This window comes from Tautonia marina, assembly GCF_009177065.1.
Classification (GTDB): domain Bacteria; phylum Planctomycetota; class Planctomycetia; order Isosphaerales; family Isosphaeraceae; genus Tautonia; species Tautonia marina.
The window spans coordinates 1-21,651 of sequence record NZ_WEZF01000027.1 but is presented as its reverse complement, the minus strand read 5'-3'; the positions used below and the strand labels follow the sequence as shown (position 1 = coordinate 21,651).

The following is a 21,651-nucleotide window of genomic DNA, read 5'->3' as shown; positions in this document are numbered from 1 at the left end:
ATACGCATGGATGTTTGCGCGGCAATCGCTTCAGGACAAGCGTTCTCGAATCCTGACAAATCAACACGGGTCCGGTTCCTCTCGAAGCTGGATTCTCGGTCCGTGAATCGATTAGACTGGATTCGTGTCTGTGTGGAATCCACGCCTTGACGAGCCTCCCCCGACATGCCCCGCCTCCTCCTGCCCTCGCCCGCGTCGCGTCTTCTGATCCTCGCCTTCCTGTCTCTCGCTGGTGGCTGTGGGAAACCGGCCCCTGAAGTGGCTCCTCGCACGGAAACGGCGGCCCCTCACACCAGAACTTTTGAATTTGATGGCGTTGTTCGAGCCATCAATGCCGAAGAAGGCGTTGTGAGCATTGCTCATGAAGACATCCCCGACCTCATGCCACCAATGCTCATGGACTTCCGTCTCGAAGACCAGACCCTCCTGGACGACGTGATCGTTGACGACGAGGTGAGCGGCCTGCTCGAAGTCGATTACGACGATCAGAACGAGATCACCCGACTCGAACTCGTTGATTTGGTCGTGACCCGCCCGGCCCCTCCCCGACCGCCAGGGGCCGAACCCCTCACTCCGATCACCCCCCCTCCCACCCTCGAACCCGGCCAGGTCGTGCCCGACCTTGTGATGACAACGCAAGCTGGAGAAGCCTTGCGGCTCTCCGACCTCCGGGGACAAGTGGTCGTATTGACGTTTATTTTTACACGATGCCCTCAACCCGAATACTGTCCGCTGATGGATCGGAAGTTCGGCGAGCTGGCGAAACGAATCGCTCGGTCTCCCGAGCGGGCCGAACAGGTTCGCTTGCTCTCCGTCAGTTTCGACCCGGAATACGACACCCCCGAAATTCTGGCCGAACACGCCCAGCGGGTCGGAGCGCAACCGCCCCTCTGGACCTTCGCCGTGGCCGATCACGAAGCCCTGCGCCAGGTCGCCGCCCCCCTCGGGCTGACCTACGCCCCCATGACCGACCAGATCATGCATAGCCTAAGTACCTCCGTCATCGCTCCCGACGGCACCCTCGCCCACCTCGAACTCGGCAACACCTGGACCCCCGAGGAGCTTTACGGACAGGTCCGCCAGTTGCTCGATGCCAGGGCCCCGTAAGCATCGCCGCCCACGATTCACCCACCGATTGTCCGAATTTTCTCAGCACCCGTGCACCCGCAAGGGGATTGCCGACACCCATGCGTCAATGCGTCACACACGCCTCGCTCCAGCCCGAATTCCTCACACCACGCGTTCCGGTTCCCCAGTTTTTTGAAACAATCCACCCCTCGACAGAGAATCCCTGACGCGCAAACGAACAGCATGCGCCTGGGATCACTGATCACACCACGCGACACATATGAAACGCTCGACGATCGCCAAAGTCGTAGACACCGACCTGTGAGCATGGTCGAAAATTATCGCAAAACCGCAATTCTCAAATCGTTTCAGGTAACGTCTTGCAAAACAAGCACGAGTCGATATACTCCTGCCAGCAGCGCATGGCGATGGCCGCCAGACACGCTCTGCCCTCACACCTTCGACTCAATGCGACTCACCGGCTCCTGAGAAAATCATTCCTCAGCGCTTGTGCCATCACCGACACGTTGTTCGAAGTGTGATCTGATGTTGTTTCTTGACGAACCGGTGATATAATCGTCAATGTACGTACCTCGTTCGTAAGAAACGCTCCGTCCGTTCCACTATCACACGGCTCTGCATGCGTTTTCCGGCAATGGCAGAGCCCATCTCCCCTGGAGGATCCTCACCATGGCCGCGACCAAGACGGCGACCCGGCCCGCAACCCGGTCCGCAACGGCTTCGAAGAAGAGCCAGAAGGAAGCCGATCTGCGGGCGCAGCAGGCCCGCCGCGCATCGGTGCTGCTCAAGCACGTCAGCGATCCGACCCGGCTCCAGGTCATTCTGATTCTTTCCGAAGGTGAACGCCACGTCGGTGCCCTCTGCGAGCAGCTCAGCCAGAGTCAGCCGGCCGTCAGCCACCACCTGGCGCTGCTTCGCCACGGTGGCATCATCGCTCCTCGCCGTCAGGGAAAGAACAACTTCTACAGCCTGACCGAGACGGGCGAATCCCTCGCCACCGTCGTCAAAGGCCTGATCTGATCTGGCCCCGGCCCCCGATCTCGTCCGGCCGGAGGTCTCCATGCCCTCCGAGCCGGACCCCTTTGCTCGGCCTTGACCTTGCCTTGCCCCGTCTCACCTGCGCCTTTGTCATTCAGAAAATTCGTCATTTCTCCGGTCATTGCTCAAGACGCAAACCAGACCGATATGAGAGAATGGTGTGGGTTTCCTCCGGTCGTCTGTTGATCCGAGGCGCTGCACCGTGACGCATCGAGGTCTTGATCGCTTCTGGCACGCAATCGGCTCGTCTCCTCCCCTCCGACTCCTGGTCTGGCATCGGAACCGGCACGGACCGATCGAGCATTGCCTGCCCCGCCCGTTTGCCCTCATCGGCCGAACTGCTCCGGCCGATCTGATTCTTGATCATCCCCAGATCAGTCGCAGACATGCCTTCGTGCAGGTCATTGGCAATCGTGCGTACTGCCTCGACCTCGGAAGCCGTGCCGCGCTTGCCTGGAATGGACGGTCGCGCCGGTCGGGATGGATCGAGCCGGGCCAGTTCGTCGAGATCGGCCCCTACCGCATCGGACTTACCGGCTCCTCGCCTCGCAGCGCGGCTGACAACGCCCCGCCAGGCAAGACGAATCCCTCCTTCGCAACCGACCTCGGCGTCGTTCTTGAACCGAGCGGTCAAGGCAGTCCTGCCCAACGCCCCCTGGTCATCGACCGACTCTTTACCCTCGTCGGTCGGGCTCCCGAGTGCGACCTCAGGCTCAGCGACCTGAGCATCTCACGGTATCATTGTCTCTTGATCCGAATCGGACGCGAGCTGTGGGTCGTCGATCTCCTGGGCCGCGGTGGGGTGACCGTCGACTCCCGTCCCGTCCCCTGGGCGCTTCTCGACGATGGGGCGTTGCTCCACATCGGCCGCGATCGCTTGACCGTTCGCCTGCTCCCGTCTGCGCCTCGTCCTGCTTCCGAAACGCGTGCCCTGCCCTTCACTCCCGATCCCGCCAATCAATCCCTCCCTGCGGCGCCGCCTCCCCCCGAACGCCTCACCGAGCTTCCTGCCCTCATCGAACGGCCTTCCTTGCCGTTGCCGATGAACCTCTCACTTCCGATGGTCGTCGAAGGCCCTCAGCAGACCGAGCTGACCCGACTGGCCGAGTCGATGATCGCCCCCCTGATCGACCAGTTCACCATGATGCAACAGCATCTGTTCGATCAGTATCATCAGTCCATGATGGAAATGATGGCCGTCTTCGCGCGGCTTCATCACGAACAGCAAGGGATGGTCGATCGCGAGCTGCGGAAGATTCGCCGCCTGACCCGCGAGGTCCGCGCCTTGCGTCGAGAACTTGACCAGCAGCGCGAGGCCGCCGCGGCCGCTCCTCCTCACAACGGGAAGCAGCCCCCCACCAATTCCGAACCGATCGTCTCCGCGCTGCGATCCGATCGCGCCGAAGCTCCGGGCAGCCCCGAAGACTACCGGGCGGCCCAGGCCCGCATCATCGCCCGGATGACCGAGTTGCAGCAGGAGCGGCAGGGACGCTGGCAACGCTTGCTCGGTCGGCTCGGTGCGGGCAGCGTGGAGCAAGACCGCTGATCCCCCTTGGTCGCAAGCGGTTCCGTCGCAGCATCCTTGCCTTTCCCCCACTCCAGAACGACCAACGCCCCGAACCGGATCGCCCGGCCATATTGCCAGGGTCCGGTTCGGGGCGTCTTGATCGCGCCAGGCGAATCGTTTCCGTTAGTCGGCGTCGGCCTGTGCGGCCACGGCCTCGCCCTGGTGACCCGGAACGGCGATGAGGGTCGTCCGAAGACTCCCATCGGCCGTGTTCCAGACCTTCACTTCTCCATCCCAGCTTCCCGAGGCCAGCCAGGCGCCATCGGGCGAAACGGCCAGGCGATACACCCAGTCATCGTGCCCTTGCAGCGTCTGCACAACCTTTCCGTCGGCCGGGTTGAAGACGCGAACAACCGCATCGGAGCCCGACGCGGCGAGTTTCTGCCCCTCGGCAAAGAGCACCAGATCGAAGACCGGCCCGCCGAATCCGCCAAAGGCACGGACCTGCTTGGCGTCTTCGTCGGGGTTCCACAGACGAACCTGCTTATCGCCACCGCCACTCATCACCATCTTCCCGTCAGCCGCGAAGGCAACGGTATAGACCGGCTCTCCGTGACCGGGGAAGGTGACGAGCGACTCGTACGCCTCGGCGTCGAACAGCTTGCTCGTCTTGTCCCGGCTGGCGGTGGCCAGGCGCTTGCCGTCGGGGCTGAAGGCAATGTCGAGGACCCAGTCGGCGTGATCCTCAACCTCGGCCAGGCGCTCGCCCGACTCCACGTTGAAGACCCGGATCGCCCGGTCGGCCCCGCCAAAGGCCACCCGCGTGCCGTCGGGGCTGAAATCGACGCAGAAGACCGCGTCCTCCGACTCGACCAATCGCTTCGGATCGCTCAGCGTGCCATCTTCGCCCACGGTCCAGAGCGTCGCCTCGCCCGCCTGCCCAGGGCTTCCCGAGGCGGCGGCCAGATACTTCCCGTCGGGGCTGAAGGCCACGTCGTACACGCGCTCGGCCACCCCTCGACTGCGCTCGGTCAACGAGCCATCGGCAAGGGTGTAGGTGTTCAGTTCGTGATACCCGGAGGTCATCACCGCATCACCTGTCGGAGTGAACGTCAGCGCCGTGATCGGCATCGGATAGGGGTAGGCGTCGGGGATGACGATCTCTCGGGCCTTGCTGACCAGGGAGACCCAGTCGGCGGCCGGGTCTTCGCCGTCGTATTCGGCCCCTTCGGCGACCCATCGTTCAATGATCATCCGCTTTTCTTCGGCGATCGGCTCTCCGTCCCAGGGCATCAAGGGAACGCCGTCGGGCCGGATCAGCTCGACGAAATAGCTCAGGTCCGGGTCGCCGGGTTCGAGCATGATCCCTTCCCCCATCGCCCCGCCTTTGGCGAGCGAGGCGAAGGTCGTCAGGTCGTACCGGCTCTCGGCCTTCTTCGGGTTGTGGCAACCGACGCAGCTCTCGACCAGAATCGGAGCCACGTCCTTCAAAAAGCTGACGCGAGGCATTTCGGCGGCCTCGGCGGCCGGGGCCTCCGGTTCAGCGGGCTCGTCCTGGGCTCGGGCCGAGGGAAGCGCGACCATCGCCGAGGCGAGGGCCAGCGCGCCGATCAGGTGCAGACGGATCATCAAGGCGACGTCCTCCGGGCGATTGGTCCAACGATGCGCACGATGCGCAAAGGCAGGGCTCAGGATGCTCACAATCACTCTCCCGCCGCCGCCGCCACCACGGTCACGGCCAGCGGGCTCGTCAGCGGGGGAGCGTCCGCGTCTCCTACTTTGAAGGCAGCCGAGGCCCGAGCGTTCCCCATACCGGCCGCCGCGTCGGCCGCGGCCGACAGTTTCAGGGTAAACGTGGTCGCGTCGCCGGCCACGGTCACCGGCTCGGCGGTCACGCCGGCGGGCAGGTCGGCCAGCGAGACGGTCACTTCCTGGGTGAAGGGGGCCTTGCGGGTCAGCGTGCCCGCCACCTCGACCGACTCTCCCGCCTTGATCTCGACGGCCGGCGCGGCCAGGCTCAGTTCTCCCGGCGGCACCACCGTCACGGTCACGGCCGGAACGGCGAAGGTCCGGTCCACGTCGGCCACCTTCCCCTTGGCGGTGAAGGCGATCATGGCCGCGCCGATCGGAGCGTCGGGCGCGGCGTTCACGGCCACAACCCCCGAGGTCGCCCCCTCGGCCAGCGTTGCTTTCGGCGCCGCAATGCCGGTCGGGCCGGGCAGCGCCTCGACCTCCAGGGCCGCGTTGGCTCCTTCGTTGCGAGCGACGGTCAAGGGGACCTCGGCCCCGAAGCCTCGGGCCACCTCAATCGGATCGGTCGGTGTGTCAATTGTGATCGGTGTCGGCAAGGCGTGGGCGACGGCCAGCCCTTGCTGAGGTTGGACATTCGTGGGGAAGGCGCCGAGCGACGCGAAGGTCACCATCGTATCGGCGAGCACCTCGACCGGGCCGTTCGGCCCTTCGGCCGTGCCGACCACGCGGAGCGAAACGGCCGGGATATCGGCCTCGGCACTGGCCAGCAGCGAGATCACCCCGTTCGACTGCCCAGCCGGCACGGTTCCCGATCGCACCGTCACGCCTTCGGGAGCGTTCGTGATCGCCAGCGTCACCGGGCCGTCGAACCCTCGACGCACGACATTGACCGGCACGTTGGCCGCTCCTCCTCGGGGAACGCTTACCTGAGCGGCCCGCAACTCGACCTCGAACTTCGGCTCGACGGGCTCGACCACCAGCCGATAGGCATGGCCAATCCCCCCTCGGCTGCTCAGATCGCGAACAACCAGCGTCACCTCCGTCACTCCTTCCGGCACATCGAACTCGGCCGACGGGTCGGGCGAGTTCATCGAAGGAGCGTTCGGCTGGCCCTTGCCGGTCAGTTCGATGCTCGTGTCGTCCCCTTGAGCAATCTGATTGCCGTCCGGTCCCAGCACCCGAAGCACGCCATCAATGGCCGATCCGAGCAAGGCGGCCTCGACCCGAGCCCGGTACTTGGTCCCCGGGCGAACAACGGCCACATAGCGGTCTTCATCCCCCTCCAGCTCCAGCCGACCATTCACCACCACGGGAGGAGCCACGCGCATGGGGGCGGCCTCCGGGTTGCTCGGCTCTCGCAGTTCGGGCAGATGCCCAACGACCAAGGGGGCCGGAATTTCCACGTCAAACGAGCCGTCCAGGCCGACCGCCTCCCCCGGGATCCGGGGCCGAAGGCTCTCGTCTCCTTCCGCGACATCAATCGACACCGCGGCAATGGCCGGCTCGGGCAAGGTCCCCCCGCGAAGCTCCAGGCCGACCGTCTCGCCCAGGCGACCGCCGAGCGGGAACAGCTCATCGGCCACCGGCGCGGAGCCGATCACCAGACGATACGACGGCCGGTTCGCCCCTCGAAACTGCGAGTCGGACAGCTCGACCAGGTAATCCCCATCCTCAGGAAGCTCGACCACCAGCCTCGTATCGGTCAGCAGGCCGGGGGAGTCGTCGTCCGAGGCCACATAACGGCCCGAAGCCGTCGTCAGGCGAACCGTCGGATCAAGGCCCGAGCCGATTCGGGCGGCCCGGGCGTCGATGACAATGCGATCCCCTTTGCGACCGGGGAACCGGACGATGTCCACATCGTTCCCGTTCGCCTTGCCGTCCACCACCGTCGGCACGGCCACGGCCTGCGCCTCGTCGGTCGTGTTGTTCGGCTCTTGCTCGATCACCTGCGGAAGCTGACCCACGGCAACCAGGAATGGGTTCGAGATGCCGTCGTCCGTCCGGACCCGAACCGGATAGGCCCCGACCGGCATGTCGGCCGGTACGGTCAGGCGAAGCCGCCAGTTGGCCGCGTCAGACGCCTGACCCTCCGGAGCGGCGACGACCTCCGCCTCGAACGGAGCGACCAGTTGGGGATTCCCTTGCAGGTTCCCTCCCGTGATCGTCACCAGGGTGGCGACCCCGCGTTGCACCCCTGCAGGAGTGATGTCGGTGATCGACGGCGCATCGGCCGCGGCCGGGGTCGTCACCATCCCGATTGCAAGCGCCGCCAGAATCGGCGAGACGAGGGCCATCGAGGGGCGGATCATGGCGGGCCTCCTTGGGGGGGTCGCGTCGCGGGGAGTCGTTCAGGAGAGGCAGGACAACATCGGCGGGAGCGTTCCGATCGCCGCCTCCTTCGGCCATTGGCGATCGATCCGCTGGAACTGACCAACGTCGCACGGTGTTCAATCCTTGTCAAGCGCCCAGACGACCCTCATCCCCGCGAAAAACGCCTCGACCCGCCAACACTCTCCACGCGAACCCTCCTTACCAGACGACCAGCGCCACCGCCCCACACCCCCGGCCGAGAACTCGTGTTGTGGCTTTTTCCCAACAAGGCTAGAGTGCCCTGCCTTCCGCCCCGGGACGCCCGGCCTCGGTTCCGAAGCCGTGGGCGGCCCGACCGGTTCGAGGTTGAGGAACCGGGCCACCGTCGCCCCCCCATTTTTTTCATGTGGCGGCATGCGTCGTTCGAAGGTCCTGGAGCGAACTCATGCGTGTTTGGCCCTTGATCGCCGTGCTGACTCTGGCCGCAACGGGTTGCGCGGGGCTCGATTTGTCCGGGTTCGATGACGAACACCTGGCCCGCCTCGCCGAGAACTCGTCTTCCTCCCCCACTGCCATCGAACCCACCGCCCCCGACCCGACAGACAATTCTCCTGCGCTCTTCGTCCCGCTCGCGCCCCCCGAGCCGGTCGAGCCGATCGCCCCCCCCTCGCCTGCTTCCCCCATCAACGTCCCCGAGCCTGCCACTCCCATCAAGGCCCCCGAGCCGATCGACGCTCCCCGGCCGATCACGCCACCCAGGCCGATCGCCCTCCCCGAGCCAGTCGAGTCGGCCAAGCCCCCTGAGCCGATCGCGCCGATCGCGTCCCCCGAGCCGGTCGAGCCGACACCTGCTTCCCAGCCGGTCGAGACAGACCAGGCCGCGTCCCTCGCTCCGGTCGAGCCCCTCGATCCGGTTCCCACCGATACGCCGACGACGACGGCCAGTCCAATCGAACCCGCTCCCCAACCCCAGCCCCCGGCCACGATCCTCGCCTCGCGCGCCACCCCGGTCGAACCGTCCGAACCGCGCGAGCTGGCCATGTTCGATCAGCTTGCTGGAGAGGTCCAGGAGATGGCGAAGGCCGAAGCTCCCGAACGCCTTGCCCCGCCCGAGCCGACCCGACCCCAGGGCACGGTGATCGCCACCGTCGGCCCGCAGGCGATTACCCTTCCCGAGCTGACCCAGGCCATCAAGGATCGGATCGCCCGGCTCCCCGGCCGCCAGCGTCCGACCCGTCGCCTCGTCATCCGCATGGTGCAGGCGGAAATGGAAGCGCGGATCCTCGAATCGCTCGTTCTGCAACAGGCCCGCGTCATCCTCGATGGCCCGAGCGAACTGGACGACCTCCGCGCCTCGATCACCCGCCAATGGGCCGATGCCGAACTGCCCCGCATCCTCGAACGCGAGGGCTTCGCCAGTGCCAACGCCTTCGACGCCCGCTTGAGGGCCGAGGGCCAGTGCCTCGATGACCTCCGATCCGCCTACACCACCCGCACCCTCGCCCGCGAATTGATGCGCCGAGAGGGCCGAACGGACCAGAATGTCGACACCTATCTCGACAGCCTGCGTTCGCGATTCCCGATCCAGTCCGACCTGGCCCAGGCCCGCCGCGCGCTGGCCCGCCAGTGATCGACCCGTCGGGGTGATCGAGCTGGCTGAGGTCAGGCAGACCCCAGCCCGAGGAAAAGGAGTTCCTCGCCGTCGCCCCCAAGGTTCGACACGAACCCCGCCCAACTCCAAGGAAGGAACGGAAACCCCACCGATGGCTGGATCGACGGCCGACCCCGCACTCGACCTGAGCGACCTCCTCCGTCGCCGGCCCGACGGCCGATCGCGCCGCTCGTCGTCTTCCCCGACCGACGCCGGCCGCGGCACCGCTGCCACCGCTCGCCAGGCGGCCCGGCCGGTCCTCGAAGCCTGCGACCTGATCAAACGCTTCGGATCGATCACGGCCGTCAACGGCGTCTCCTTCCAGGTCGGGCGGGGCGAGGCCGTGGCCCTGCTCGGCCCCAACGGCGCGGGCAAGACCACCACCATCTCCATGATTTCCGGCCTGCTCCGGCCCGACGAGGGCTGCGTCCGCTTCAACGGCCAGCCGATCCGAGGCGAAACCGACCCGATCAAGCGCACCCTCGGCCTCGTTCCCCAGGAACTCGCCCTGGTCGAGGAACTCTCGGCTCGGGAGAACCTTCGCTTCTTCGGGGCGTTACAGGGGCTTGGCGGTTCCCGGCTCCATCAGGCCATGACCGACGGCCTCGACCTGGTCGGCCTGACCGATCGGGCCGATTCGATCGTGCGGACCTACAGCGGCGGCATGAAGCGCCGGCTCAATCTCGCCGTGGCCTTGTTGCACGATCCCCAGGTCATCCTCCTCGACGAGCCGACCGTCGGCGTCGACCCTCAGAGCCGCAACGCCATCTTCGAGGGGCTCGAACGGCTCAAGGACCGTGGCAAGGCACTCATCTATACCACGCACTACATGGAGGAGGCCGAACGGCTCTGCGACCGGATCGTCATCATCGATCGCGGCCAGGTGATCGCCGACGGCCGCGTGAAGGACCTCTCCGCCCTGCTCGACCGCCACGCCCGGCTCCGCATCGAGCTGGGCAACCCCGGGTCGGGCGACTGGCTCGATCAGTTCGCCGACGTACCCGGCGTCGTTCAGGCTCGTCTGGAAGATCACGAGTTAATTCTTGATGTGAACGACTTGAAGGTCTCCAGCGCGATCCTCCAATCGCTCGATGCCCTCGGCCTGGTCGTCACCCACCTCGAAAGCGACCGGGCCGACCTCTCGACCATCTTCCTGAACCTGACCGGGAGGGCGCTGCGCGACTCATGAACGCTCGACCGCTCGTGGCCCTGGTGGTGAAGGATCTCCGTGTCTTCGTGGCCGATCGCTACGCGCTGACCCTCTCATTCATCGCTCCGATCGCCCTGGCCAGCTTCATGGCCCTCATCTTCGGCGGTGCCGGATCATCAACGCCGAGCAAGATCTCCATTCGCTTGACCGATGAGGACGACTCCCCCATCTCTCGCCGCATCGTCCTCGGCGCTCAGGATGAGCCGACCCTCGACGCCATCGAGCAACCCCTCGACGCCTCCCGAGACGCCGTCCGCAAAGGAGACGCCGTCCTCTCGGTCGTCATTCCCGAAGGATTCGGCGCGTCCTCGGCCGATGCCCTCTACGGAGACGCCGAGCCCCCTGCATTGATCTTCCTGCACGACCCGATGAGCCAGTCCGAGATCAGCCTCGCCCGCGGCCTCCTCACGCGCGTCATCCTCGAAGCCGTCACGGCCGAGGCCATGCCCGATGGCGGCAACGATGAGCTGCTCGATCTCCTGACCGATGAAGCGATCGAATCAAGCATACCTGAATCCGACGAAGCCATTCAGCGCGCCGAGTTCCTCGCCCTCTTCCCCGGCCAGGACGAGTGGTGGCAATCTCCCGACCCCGAGGCCGAGGCCGCCCGCCTCGAAGTCCTCGACGCCTTCCCCGCCCTCGCCGAGTGGTTCGAGGCCGATCCGATCGCCGAGCCCGTTTCCGAGCCGATCGCCTTCGAGCCGGTCGTTGAGGATCGCCAGGGCCTCACGCTCCCCTTCAAGACCGAGGAAACCTCGATCGCCCCTCGCGGCGCCGCCGGCGAACAGGCCGCCCTGGCCGCGCATGCGTTTGCGGGCATGGTCGTGCAGTTCGTCCTCTTCTCGGCCGTCGAGTGGGGCGTCGTCTTACTTCAGGAACGCCGGCGAGGCATGTGGAAACGCCTTCGCGCCGCCCCGATCTCCCGATCCACCTTGATGCTCAGCAAGGTGCTCAGTTGTGCAATCGTTTCGCTCATTATCACTCTGGTCGTCTTCACCGCTGGGGCCTTGCTGTTCGGCTACCGCCTGGAGGGGGACTGGCACGGTTTCCTCGGCCTGGCGGTGGCCTTCGCCCTGATGGCCTCGGCCTTCGGCCTGACGGTCGCCACGCTGGGGCGATCGCCCCAGGGGGCGCGCTCGGTGGCCCTCCTCGGCGTCCTGGTAATGGTCATGCTCGGCGGCTGCTGGATTCCCAGCTTCCTGTTCCCCGAATGGATCCAGACGTTCACCCCCGCTATCCCCACCCGATGGGCGATCGACGGCTTCGACGGCGTCTTCACCCGCGGCTTCTCGTTCGCCGAAACCGTGCCGATGATCTCGGCGCTCAGCTTCTTCGGCCTCGGCTTCACCGGCTGGGCCCTGCTCGCCTTCCGATGGAACGAGCCGTGATCGTACCTGAGACGGTTCTGTCTCCCGCTCCCCCGATCGCGGGGGAGCGGACCGGGGTGAGGGAGGCTCCGGGGCTCCTCTTCGAGAGAAACTGCTCTCGCCGAGTCAGCAGGACTGTGGTAGAGATACTGCTTCATCTCCCGACGGACGCTCGTCGGCTGCCCATCGGCCGACCCTTGAAGTGACGGACAATCCTCGATTCGTCCCAGACCTTCCGCCGTTCCTCGTATCGAGAACGCGGCGATACGGGGCGCAATCGTTTCCCGACTCGCCCGGCCCGAGCCGATCGCGCCCGATCGCCCCGTGCCGACGACTCGCCCCCCCAAAGGAGGCCCGAGCGATGGACCGCCGCCGACGCCGCTTCGTCCCCGGTTCCGAGGGCCTGGAACGCCGCCAGTTGCTCAGTACGGTCGAGGTGGTCAACGCCGCCGCGCCGATCGTCTCGACCGCCGAGGCTAGCCAGACGGCCGCGAATCGCCCGCAAGGCTTCCGAGCCCGAGCGGCCGCGCAGGCCCTGGCCCAGGAACAGGCCTTGCAAGAATCGCGTGACGAGGTGATTCAGATGCGTCTGCAACGCATCGAACGCCTGCCCGCCTTCCTCCAAATGCTCGACCCGAACCGGGAGCTGCCCACCGAGGCCGTTACCGCGATCCAGGTCGAGCTGGTCGGCCTCGTCGGTCAGCTTAGCCCGCCTGCGGAACCGATCGCCGAGGGGTTCATCGACCAGCTCCGCAACGCGATTGCACAAAGCTCGGTCAACCCGCAGACGGTCACGTCGATGAACTTCGCCACCAACCGCCTGCTTACCTCGGCCGGGGCCTCGGAGGAGACGATCACCGTCATCACCGACGGCCTGACCGCCCTGGCCCGCACCGCCTCCGGATCAAACCGCCCCGTTCCGGTCATGACCAACGATTACGCCCTGGTCGTCCAGACGGCGATGGGGGTCGGCCGCCCGATCTCTCGGGCTGAATTGCTCGGCCTGCAATCCCCACTCGCCCCGGTCGCTCCCCAGCCCGCCGCCCTTCGGCCGACGGGTCCTCCGCTCGGGGGAGCCCCCGGCAACGGGGTGTTCTGACTCGCTCGCCATCGAGCCCAGCCCATCTTCGGCACAGCAATTGCTCATCTGCTCTCTCCCGTGAGGGAATCCCACCTGATCCTGGCGATCGGGCCGCCGCGCAACGAATGCGGCCCGATCCCAATTTCAAAAGGAGAGCAGCATGTTCACTCGATCGAAATGGATGCCCCTAGCCGCATTCTCCGCCATCATCCCTCTGATCCTCGCCGGTTGCGAGGGTTCCGACGCCGAGCGAGCCGTCGAGGGTGTCACCGGTGTCGAGGAAGGAACTGCCACCCGCACGGCCGACGTTGACGAAACCACCTACACGGTTGAGGAAGTCAAACGCATCCGGAATAACGAGACCGGCGAGGTCGTAGGCGAGGAAGTCAGCACCACCGATGTCACCGTTGAGGAAGAGGTGAAGGTCAAGCGAGAGGTCGAGGTTAACGAAGGGGCCACCAGCACCGAGACCGAAGGTTATGTGCCCGACGCCCTGAGCGACCAGTAACGTCCTCCCCGGGGCCCTCTCAGCAATCACTCCCCACGCCCGAAGGACGCAGGCGTGCCCGGTCCGCTCGGCCGGGACCGCTGAGCCGCCTTCGGGCGGTTGCGTTGAGACGAATGATCCGCTCCAAGATCGCGCCGGGGTCGCTCGCGTCCTCTCCCCGGCGTTGATCGACGCTCCCGCCACACGGTTCCCCCGACGGCCGAAATCCGCTAGGCTCGCAATCGGTCCCGCACCGCCCAAGACCGGCCGGAAGGAAACACGATGGCGATGCCGACGAGCCCCGACCGTCCGGGGCCTCGATCTCGGGAGTCCACCCCTCCCGGATCCGAGGCCGGCTGGGCCGCCCGTCGGGTCTACTTCCCCGAGCTGGATGGCCTGCGCGCCGTGGCGATCGCCCTGGTCTACGTCTTCCACGATCGCAAGCTCGACCTGCTCGGATTCATCACGCAGACCCTCGGTCTGATCGTCTCGATCACGCTCGACCCGCTGCTGGAACTCATGGGCCTGGGCTCAATCGGCTTCCGGGTTCCCGTGCTTGTCTCCACCTTGCGCGAGAATGGGTGGATCGGTGTCCAGATCTTCTTCGTGCTCAGCGGCTACCTGATCGCCACCCTCCTGCTCCGTGAGCGATCGCGTTACGGCCGCGTCGATCTCCGCGCCTTCTGGGTCCGACGACTGCTGCGCATCTGGCCCTTGTATTACCTGGTGATCCTGATTTGCTGGAGCCTGATGCCCTTGATTCGGAGCGGGGTTGGGCTCGGCCCCCGAATGTGGAGCCCCGAGGCCCTGGCGCAACTCCCCTACTTCCTCCTCTTTCTGGGCAACTGGTCGATGGGGTTCCAGGGGCCGTTGCCGGCCGACTCGGCCGGGGTCCTCTGGAGCATCTGTGTCGAGGAGCAGTTCTACCTGGTCGTCCCCCTGCTGATTGCCTGGGTTGGGCCGAGAAGCCGGGGCGTGCTGATCGCCCTGATGATGGCCGCGGCGATCGTCGCCCGATACGCCCTGGCCCTGTCGGAGGCCAACCCCTTGTTACTCCGGTTCAACACCATCGTTCATCTCGATACGCTGCTGGCCGGGGTCGCGCTCGCCCTCGTCACCCACCGGCTGCCCGACCTGGGACGGTCGGGCCTTTGGATCGGGCGGGCCGTGGTCGTGCTCGGGCTGGTCGCCCTGTTCACGGTCCCCCTGGCTCGCGGCGGCCCGTGGAGCCAGGCGATTGATTACATCCTGATCTGGGGATGGGCCGTTGCTTTGGTCGCCTGGGCCGCCTCGGCCCGAGATCCCTGGACGGCCCTCCTCCGTCGGCCGACCCTCGTCTGGCTCGGCAAGATCAGCTTCGGCCTCTATCTGTTCCACGAGATCGCGCTGGGAATCGCCGAGTGGATCGGGTTCGCCCTGCGGTCGATTCCCGACATCGGCCCAATCGTGACCCTGATGGCTCCGGCGCTGACCGTCGGGCTGGCCGCCCTGTCGTACTCCCGCTTCGAACGCCCCTTCCTCCGTTTGAAAGACCGCTGGACCCGCGTTCCCTCTCGACCCGTTGACCCTCCGGAACAGGAGAAACCAACGGCAACTCGTGAAAAAACGAACATTTAATTTTTGGAAAACATTCAAAACCATCAATCACTCGATGGCGCGACGGTAATCACCACGGATTTCGAGGTCGGCGTATTGCTGATCTCGGCCGTGCTGTCGATGGGGACCAGCACATTGGCTTCGGGGAAGTAGGCAGCCGCGCAGCCTCGGGGGATGTCGTAGGGAATGGCCCGGAAATGTCGGGCAATCCGGGTGCGGCCCTGCGGATCGATCCCGGTCAGATCGACGCTCTGCTGAGGCTCCAGGCCACGATCGTGCATGTCGTCTTGATTCATGAAGACGACCCGGCGCTCGTTGCGGATGCCTCGGTAGCGGTCGTCTCGGCTGTAGACGGTTGTGTTGAACTGATCATGACTGCGAATGGTCATCAGGAGCAACTGGCCGGGCTCGGGCTCGATCCCGGTCAAGGGGGCGGGGGTGAAGTGGGCCTTGCCGTCCCACGTCGGAAATCGTCGCTCGCGGACCGGGTGTTCCAGGGCGAAACCGCCGGGGTGGCGGACCCGATCGTTGTAGTCGTCGAAGCCGGGGACGACGCGTTCGATGGCGTCCCGGATGCGGTCGTAATCCTCAACAAGCCACTCCCAGGGGACCGTCGATCGCTCCTTGAGCGTCTCCACCGCCAATCGGGCGATCATGACCGGTTCGCTCAGCAGGTGGGACGAGGCGGGCGAGAAGCCGCCGTGCGACTGGTGGACGATCCCCATCGAGTTCTCGACGGTCACGAACTGTTCGACCCCACCTTGCACGTCGCGCTCGCTCCGGCCGAGGCACGGCAGGATCAAGGCCGTGTGGCCGGTGACGAGGTGCGAGCGGTTGAGCTTCGTCGAAACCTGCGCCGTCAGGCGGCAGCGGCGCAGGGCCTCGGCCGTGAAGTGGGTATCGGGGCTGGCCGAAAGGAAGTTGCCGCCGAGCCCGAAGAAGACGTGGGCTTTCCCCTCGTGCATCGCCTGGATCGACTGCACCACGTCGAAGCCATGATGCCGGGGTGGGTCGAAGTTGAAGGCCGCGCCGAGGCGATCGAGCCAGCGGTCGGGCATCCGTTCCCAGATGCCCATCGTCCGGTCCCCCTGCACGTTGCTGTGCCCCCGGACCGGACAAACCCCCGAGCCGGGCTTGCCGAGCGCCCCGCGCAGGAGTAAAAGATTGACGACCTCTTGAATCGTGGCCACCGAGTTTTTGTGCTGGGTCAGGCCCATCGCCCAGCAGCAGATAATACGGTCGGTCTCGGCCAGGCGGCGGGCGAGGGCCTCGATCTCCTCGCGCTCGATGCCGCTTAGGCGAACGATTTCGACCCAGGTCGTTTGCTCGACGACCTCGCGGTAGGCGTCGAACCCGGAGGTATGCTCATTGATGAACACGCGGTCGATCGCGTCGCCGCGCTCGTGAAGCATCTCGTCGAACAGGGCCTTGGCCAGGCCGCGGAACAGGGCCTGATCGCCATTGATCTTGACCTGCAGATACGTGTCGGCCAGCGTCGTGGCGAAGCCGAGCATCCCCCGGACCTGCTGCGGGTGGGCAAAGGCGAGCAGGCCCGCCTCCTTCAACGGGTTGATGGCCACGAGCTTCGCCCCGTGCTCGACCGCGTTTTGCAGGGTCGTGAGCATCCTCGGGTGGTTCGTGCCGGGATTCTGGCCGACGAGGAGGATGATGTCCGCCTTGGCGAAGTCGTCGAGATGGACCGACCCCTTCCCCACGCCGAGCGTCAGGCCGAGGGCCGCGCCGCTCGACTCGTGGCAGAGGTTCGAGCAGTCGGGCAGGTTGTTCGTGCCGTACTGGCGGACGAACAACTGATAGAGGAATGCGGCCTCGTTGCTGGTTCGGCCCGAGGTGTAGAAGACGGCCTCGTCGGGGGAGGCCAGCGCGTTCAGCTCGTCGGCGACGAGGCGGAAGGCGTCGTCCCAGGCGATCGGCTCGTAGTGGGTCGCGCCGGGGCGGAGGACCATCGGCTCGGCCAGGCGTCCCTGGGCGTCGAGCCAGTCGTCGCCGTGCGCGGCCAAGTCGGCGACGGAGTGACGGGCGAAGAAGGCCCGATCGACCCGCTTGGTGGTCGTCTCGGCGGCGACGGCCTTGGCGCCGTTCTCGCAGAACTCGAAGCTGGTCCGCTCGCCGGGCTCGGGGTCGGGCCAGGCGCAGCTCGGGCAGTCGAAGCCGCCGTCCTGGTTGACGTGAGTGAGGATGTTCAACCCTCGGACGAGGCCGGCCTCTCGGGTGACCTTCTTCATGGCGTGGAAGACGGCCTCGGGCCCGGCGGCCTTGTGCTCGGGCTTCTTCAGGTGCAGTTCGGAGAAGGCGGTCGGCGGTTCGTCGCTGGGGTGGCCGTGGTCGTCGTCGAACGGGTTCGGCGGAAGCGAAGGAGACTCCGAGCTCGTCGGGGGCAGCTTCGGCGAGTTGTCGCGAGAGTCGGGCGCCATGGGAAGAGCCTCCGCAGATCGCAAGCAAGGCACAAAGGGGCGGGGTCAGCGGGCAGGATCGGCGGTCGAGATCGAGGCGGCCTCGACCCGGACCCGGACCCGCCACGGGGCGCTGTAGACGTTGAACCGATCGGGACCAACGAAGCCGCAAAGAGTCAGGCCGAAGGTCTCGGCCACCTCAACCGCCAGGCTCGACGGGGCACCGACGGCGGCGACGATCGGGAGTCGAGCGGTGACGGCCTTCTGAACGATCTCGAACCCGGCCCGGCCGCTCACGAGCAGGATGGCCGGATCGGCGTCGGGGTGGGGACCGTCGAGGGTTCCCAGGGCCCGGGCGCCGATGAGCTTGTCGACGGTGTTGTGGCGGCCGATGTCCTCCCGGGCGGCGATCAGGGAACCGTGGGCGTCGAGCAGGGCGGCGGCGTGCAGGCCGCCGGTCTCGACGAAGACACGCTGGTAGTCACGGAGCAAGGCGGGCAGGCGATGGATCGTCTCGGCCTCGACGACCGGCCCGTGGCCTGGGTTCGGCCGGCATCCGTCGAGGTTCAGGGCGCGGAGGGTGGCGGTCCCGCAGACGCCGCAACTGGAGTTGGTCAAGACATTGCGGGCGAAGCGTTCCAGATCGACCTCGACCCCCGGTTTCAGGTCGACCCGGATGATCCGGTCGAGCGACCGGCCGGCGTCCTCGGGTTCCTCGCGGGCGACCTCGTCGATGGCCTCGGGCGAGGGGATGACCCGCTCATTGAGCAGGAAGCCGACGGCCAGCTCCGCGTCGTGGCCGGGGGTCCGCATGGTGATGCCGATGGTCCGAACCGCTCGGCGGTCGATCGGGCCGAAGCCGAGCCGGATCTCCATCGGCTCCTCGGGGGCGAGGCGATCCCAGAGGATCTCCGCCTCGCCGCCGTGGGCTCGGACGCGCTGCACTCGGGTTCGCACGGACTCCGGACCGGACATGGGCACCGGCCCTCCAGACGGGCAGAAGGAATCGAGGGCTGATCGAGGCGATCTCAGCATCTGTTGTCTGCTCTATCATACCCGCCGGAAGGCGAGGCTCAACGGGCCGATCTCCCAAAGCCCCCTCTCTTGATCCGACTCGAACGGGTCAGGGGGTCATGACCACCTTGACGCACTCGTCGGGCTGGTCGCGGAAGGTGGCGTAGGCGTCGGGGGCCTGGTCGAGCGGGACGCGGTGGGTGATGAGGAAGGTCGTGTCGATCTCCCCCTTCTCGACCCGATCGAGCAGGGGCTTCAGATAGCGGTGGACGTGGGTCTGGCCCATCTTCAGGGTCAACCCTTTATTGAAGGCGGCGCCGAAGGGAACCTTGTCGAGCAGGCCGCCGTAAACGCCGGGGATCGAGACGGTCCCCCCCTTGCGGCAGGCAATGATCGCCTGGCGGAGCACCCGAGCGCGGTCGGTGGCGAGGTAAAGGGAGGTCTTGGCGTAGTCGAGCAGGGCATCGACGCTGTGGCCGTGGGCTTCGAGGCCGACGGCGTCGATGCAGACGTCGGGACCTCGGCCACCGGTGGTGTCCTTGAGATACCAGAACAGATCGACCTCCTCGTAATTGACGGCCTCGGCGCCACAGTGGTCGCGGGCCATCTGGAGGCGGCGATCGTAGTGGTCGATGGCGATGACGCGCTCGGCCCCGAGCAGGAAGGCGCTCTTGATGGCAAAGAGGCCGACCGGGCCGCATCCCCAGACGGCGACGGTATCGCCGGGCGAGATACCCGCCTGCTCGGCGGCCATGTAGCCGGTCGGGAAGATGTCGGTCAGGAACAGGACCTGTTCATCGGTGAGGGACTCGGGAACCTTCATCGGCCCAACGTCGGCATAAGGGACGCGGACGTACTCGGCCTGGCCGCCGGCATAGCCGCCCATCAGGTGCGAGTAGCCGAAGATGCCGGCCGGGGCGTGGCCGTACGCCGCTTCGGTCAGGGCGGCATTGGGGTTCGAGTTGTCGCAGAGGGCGAACAGGTCGCTCTTGCAGAAGGAACAGTGGCCGCAGGCGATCGGGAAGGGGACGACGACCCGGTCGCCGACCTTCAGGGTCTTGACGCTCGGGCCGACGGCGACGACCTCTCCCATGAACTCGTGGCCGAGGATGTCGCCGGGGGCCATCGTCGGGATGAAGCCGTCGTAGAGGTGCAAGTCCGAGCCGCAGATGGCGGTCGAGGTGATCCGGAGAATCGCGTCGCCTGGGTTCAGGATGGTCGGGTCGGGCACGTTGACCACCCGAACGTCTTGCTTGCCGTACCAGCAGAGTGCCTTCATCGGGGATGAGCCTTGTTCAAAAAGGGGGTTCGTTCGGGTCGATTGGCCAACAATATGAGTGGCCCCGGTTGCTCGCCTACCGGGGTCGCGGAGCGACGAGAGAACTCGGGGCGGCCTCCCGTCGCCTCTTGCGGCTGCGCCGCCCCGGTTGGCGAGCAACCGGGGCCACCCGAGCGGGGGGACAGCCGGGGGCGGTCGCTCCCCGTTTGGCTCATCAGCCGGGGGCCGGTCGGCCCGAAGGCTGGCCGAGGACGGTGGCGATCTCGCCGACCTCCATCAGCTGCTTCAGGCGGCGGAGGTTCTCTCGGGTAACGGTCGAGGGGTCGTAACTGATGAGGCGGGCCACATGGGCCGTGAGCTTGCCGCCGGGCGGGTCGAACTTCTGGTTGACGCGGACCTCGGTCCCTCGGCCTCCGGTGGCGGGGGCAAAGTGGACGGAACCGGCGGTGGCAACCTGAGCGCCGGGCAAACTCCGCCAGGCGATCAGGCGGCCGGGTTCGTCGTGGTGGATCTCGGCGTCCCACTCCAGGCGAACGCCGAGCGGCCCCTCAACGACCCAGTGCGAGTGGATGCCGTCGGCCGAAGTGACGGAGACGACCTCGCTCATGAAGGAGGAGAGGTTGGCGTGATCGCGCCAGTAGGTGTAAATTTCCTCGGCCGGGCGGTCGATGAGGATGGCTTCCTCGACCCGAACGCCGTGCTGGGCGGGGACGCTGCCGGAGGGCCCCTGGTCGGGCTCGGAGGTATCGACCCCCATCGCCTGGTAGAGCGAGCAGTGGCCGGTGGTCCCTCGGTAGAGCAAGGCCCCGCCGATGCCGGCGGTGATCAAGCCCTTCAACCCCCCTTTGGCCAGGCCAAGGACGATCAGGGCGCCGCCGCCGACCTGCGAGGCGATGCGCTCGGTTTCGCCCACGTTGATCGGCGCCGAACCGTGCTGGTCCTGTTGGGAGACGCGGGAGGTCTCCTGAGCGTGCCGGATCGAGTGTGCCGAAGCCATGACGGAACTGCTCCCTGGCGGAGTGCCATTGGCGAAAGGTTGGGTCAAACGAAATCGGAATCACGGATCGAGACAGGAGCAACTGCGATGCCGTCATCAGGGAGCGAGGGCAGATCGGAAATGCTCGGGGAGGCAGGGCGGCTCGGTTCGTCGCGCAGGAGGGGCGGGGCTCGCCAGGCGAGGGCGAGGGGAGGACGGGGAGCGGCGGACGGGGAACGGAACGGGGCGATCAGGTCGAGGGGTCGTCGCGGCGATCGGGGGCCTGGGAGGAGCCTTGGGGAGGGGTTCGAGGGGCCTCGGTCGCGCTGCGGAGGGGGTCGGGGGAGGATCGGAGGGGCTCGGTGCGCCCGTCGGTGCGCCCCAGGGTGCGCGGATCGGGGGAGGAGGAGGCGTCGGACGAGGGATTGCGGATCTCGCTGGCCGATTGTGGGTTACGGCGATCTTCGGGCGAGGATTCGGGGGCCGGAGGCGGTTCGTTTCGGGAATCGGGCGGGGGAGGGACGAAGGCGGGACGCTCGGCGTGATGGGCGCGGGAGCGTTGCATCATCGTTTGCTCGCGGGCGTCGTTTTTCGAGCGTTCGGAACGGAGGCGGGTCAGGGCGTTGAGGGATTTGTGGAAGTCGCGGAAGGCGTCGCGGCGGTAACGGTGGCGGAGTTGACCGTCCTTGGTCGTATCGACGAGCGAGGCAACCTCGATGGCCTCGGCCTCGGGGCGGTCGAGGTCGTCCCAGACGAGCGGGCGGAGGGTTTCGAGCCGGGTGATGGTGGCGGTGACGAGGGCGAGCAGGCGGGAGCGGGCGTCGGGGCCTGAGGGAGTGCCGGCGGTGGGGAAGTAGGCGAGACGGGCATCGCGCCAAAGGTG

General features: G+C 66.6%; 15 protein-coding genes and 1 pseudogene. 9 read left to right on the top strand and 7 right to left on the bottom strand.

Going from position 1 to position 21,651, the window contains the following annotated elements:
* Window positions 1-165: 165 nt before the first annotated feature.
* From GA615_RS24265 to GA615_RS24255, 3 genes are all read left to right on the top strand, one after another.
* Window positions 166-1,107: a copper-binding protein gene (locus GA615_RS24265; RefSeq protein WP_152053929.1), complete on the top strand. Its 942-nt coding sequence runs from the start codon at window positions 166-168 to the stop codon at window positions 1,105-1,107.
* 651 nt (window positions 1,108-1,758) lie between these two features.
* A complete protein-coding gene (locus GA615_RS24260; protein ID WP_152053928.1) occupies window positions 1,759-2,109 on the top strand; it encodes an ArsR/SmtB family transcription factor in 351 nt (116 codons plus the stop codon).
* Window positions 2,110-2,329: 220 nt separating this feature from the next.
* Window positions 2,330-3,673: an FHA domain-containing protein gene (locus tag GA615_RS24255; protein WP_161602528.1), complete on the top strand. Its 1,344-nt coding sequence runs from the start codon at window positions 2,330-2,332 to the stop codon at window positions 3,671-3,673.
* A gap of 144 nt (window positions 3,674-3,817) precedes the next feature.
* Here the strand turns inward: GA615_RS24255 and GA615_RS24250 are convergent, their stop codons facing one another.
* Window positions 3,818-5,263 carry a c-type cytochrome domain-containing protein gene (locus GA615_RS24250; protein ID WP_152053926.1) on the bottom strand — a complete coding sequence of 482 codons (1,446 nt, stop codon included), beginning with the start codon at window positions 5,261-5,263 and terminating at the stop codon, window positions 3,818-3,820.
* Window positions 5,264-5,337: 74 nt separating this feature from the next.
* A complete protein-coding gene (locus GA615_RS24245; protein WP_152053925.1) occupies window positions 5,338-7,695 on the bottom strand; it encodes a hypothetical protein in 2,358 nt (785 codons plus the stop codon).
* Between the two features lie 446 nt (window positions 7,696-8,141).
* Between GA615_RS24245 and GA615_RS24240 the strand changes: the two genes are divergently transcribed.
* The 6 genes from GA615_RS24240 to GA615_RS24215 all read left to right on the top strand — a co-directional run bounded on the left by GA615_RS24240 (window position 8,142) and on the right by GA615_RS24215 (window position 15,109).
* A complete protein-coding gene (locus GA615_RS24240) occupies window positions 8,142-9,326 on the top strand; it encodes a hypothetical protein (protein WP_152053924.1) in 1,185 nt (394 codons plus the stop codon).
* Window positions 9,327-9,459: 133 nt separating this feature from the next.
* Complete coding sequence (locus tag GA615_RS24235) at window positions 9,460-10,536, top strand: ABC transporter ATP-binding protein (RefSeq protein ID WP_152053923.1); 1,077 nt, start codon at window positions 9,460-9,462, stop codon at window positions 10,534-10,536.
* Window positions 10,533-11,945: an ABC transporter permease gene (locus tag GA615_RS24230; protein WP_152053922.1), complete on the top strand. Its 1,413-nt coding sequence runs from the start codon at window positions 10,533-10,535 to the stop codon at window positions 11,943-11,945. Before GA615_RS24235 ends, GA615_RS24230 begins: the two co-directional genes overlap by 4 nt.
* 340 nt (window positions 11,946-12,285) lie before the next feature.
* On the top strand, window positions 12,286-13,023 hold the full coding sequence (locus GA615_RS24225) for a hypothetical protein (protein WP_152053921.1): 738 nt from the start codon (window positions 12,286-12,288) through the stop codon (window positions 13,021-13,023).
* Window positions 13,024-13,165: 142 nt separating this feature from the next.
* A complete protein-coding gene (locus GA615_RS24220) occupies window positions 13,166-13,513 on the top strand; it encodes a hypothetical protein (protein ID WP_152053920.1) in 348 nt (115 codons plus the stop codon).
* Window positions 13,514-13,774: 261 nt separating this feature from the next.
* On the top strand, window positions 13,775-15,109 hold the full coding sequence (locus GA615_RS24215; RefSeq protein ID WP_235905661.1) for an acyltransferase family protein: 1,335 nt from the start codon (window positions 13,775-13,777) through the stop codon (window positions 15,107-15,109).
* A gap of 23 nt (window positions 15,110-15,132) precedes the next feature.
* On the opposite strand, the gene GA615_RS24210 is transcribed toward GA615_RS24215, so the two are convergent.
* From GA615_RS24210 to GA615_RS27645, 5 genes and pseudogenes are all read right to left on the bottom strand, one after another.
* On the bottom strand, window positions 15,133-17,520 hold the full coding sequence (locus GA615_RS24210) for an FdhF/YdeP family oxidoreductase (protein WP_152053919.1): 2,388 nt from the start codon (window positions 17,518-17,520) through the stop codon (window positions 15,133-15,135).
* 45 nt (window positions 17,521-17,565) lie between these two features.
* Entirely contained in the window at window positions 17,566-18,474 is a 909-nt protein-coding gene (locus tag GA615_RS24205; RefSeq protein WP_152053918.1) for a formate dehydrogenase accessory sulfurtransferase FdhD, read from the bottom strand.
* A 148-nt stretch (window positions 18,475-18,622) separates the two neighbouring features.
* The gene (locus GA615_RS24200) at window positions 18,623-19,792 is read right to left on the bottom strand and encodes a zinc-dependent alcohol dehydrogenase (RefSeq protein ID WP_152053917.1); all 1,170 of its coding nucleotides are present in this window, start codon (window positions 19,790-19,792) and stop codon (window positions 18,623-18,625) included.
* A gap of 214 nt (window positions 19,793-20,006) precedes the next feature.
* A complete protein-coding gene (locus GA615_RS24195; protein WP_152053916.1) occupies window positions 20,007-20,789 on the bottom strand; it encodes an SRPBCC family protein in 783 nt (260 codons plus the stop codon).
* Window positions 20,790-21,018: 229 nt separating this feature from the next.
* Window positions 21,019-21,651: pseudogene (locus tag GA615_RS27645) on the bottom strand (hypothetical protein); the annotation flags it as partial.

Coding starts and splice junctions, on each gene's coding strand:
- GA615_RS24265 (WP_152053929.1), top strand. CDS start 166: ATGCCCCGCCTCCTCCTGCCCTCGCCCGCGTCGCGTCTTCTGATCCTC.
- GA615_RS24260 (WP_152053928.1), top strand. CDS start 1,759: ATGGCCGCGACCAAGACGGCGACCCGGCCCGCAACCCGGTCCGCAACG.
- GA615_RS24250 (WP_152053926.1), bottom strand. CDS start 5,263: ATGATCCGTCTGCACCTGATCGGCGCGCTGGCCCTCGCCTCGGCGATG.
- GA615_RS24245 (WP_152053925.1), bottom strand. CDS start 7,695: ATGATCCGCCCCTCGATGGCCCTCGTCTCGCCGATTCTGGCGGCGCTT.
- GA615_RS24240 (WP_152053924.1), top strand. CDS start 8,142: ATGCGTGTTTGGCCCTTGATCGCCGTGCTGACTCTGGCCGCAACGGGT.
- GA615_RS24235 (WP_152053923.1), top strand. CDS start 9,460: ATGGCTGGATCGACGGCCGACCCCGCACTCGACCTGAGCGACCTCCTC.
- GA615_RS24230 (WP_152053922.1), top strand. CDS start 10,533: ATGAACGCTCGACCGCTCGTGGCCCTGGTGGTGAAGGATCTCCGTGTC.
- GA615_RS24225 (WP_152053921.1), top strand. CDS start 12,286: ATGGACCGCCGCCGACGCCGCTTCGTCCCCGGTTCCGAGGGCCTGGAA.
- GA615_RS24220 (WP_152053920.1), top strand. CDS start 13,166: ATGTTCACTCGATCGAAATGGATGCCCCTAGCCGCATTCTCCGCCATC.
- GA615_RS24215 (WP_235905661.1), top strand. CDS start 13,775: ATGGCGATGCCGACGAGCCCCGACCGTCCGGGGCCTCGATCTCGGGAG.
- GA615_RS24210 (WP_152053919.1), bottom strand. CDS start 17,520: ATGGCGCCCGACTCTCGCGACAACTCGCCGAAGCTGCCCCCGACGAGC.
- GA615_RS24205 (WP_152053918.1), bottom strand. CDS start 18,474: ATGTCCGGTCCGGAGTCCGTGCGAACCCGAGTGCAGCGCGTCCGAGCC.
- GA615_RS24200 (WP_152053917.1), bottom strand. CDS start 19,792: ATGAAGGCACTCTGCTGGTACGGCAAGCAAGACGTTCGGGTGGTCAAC.
- GA615_RS24195 (WP_152053916.1), bottom strand. CDS start 20,789: ATGGCTTCGGCACACTCGATCCGGCACGCTCAGGAGACCTCCCGCGTC.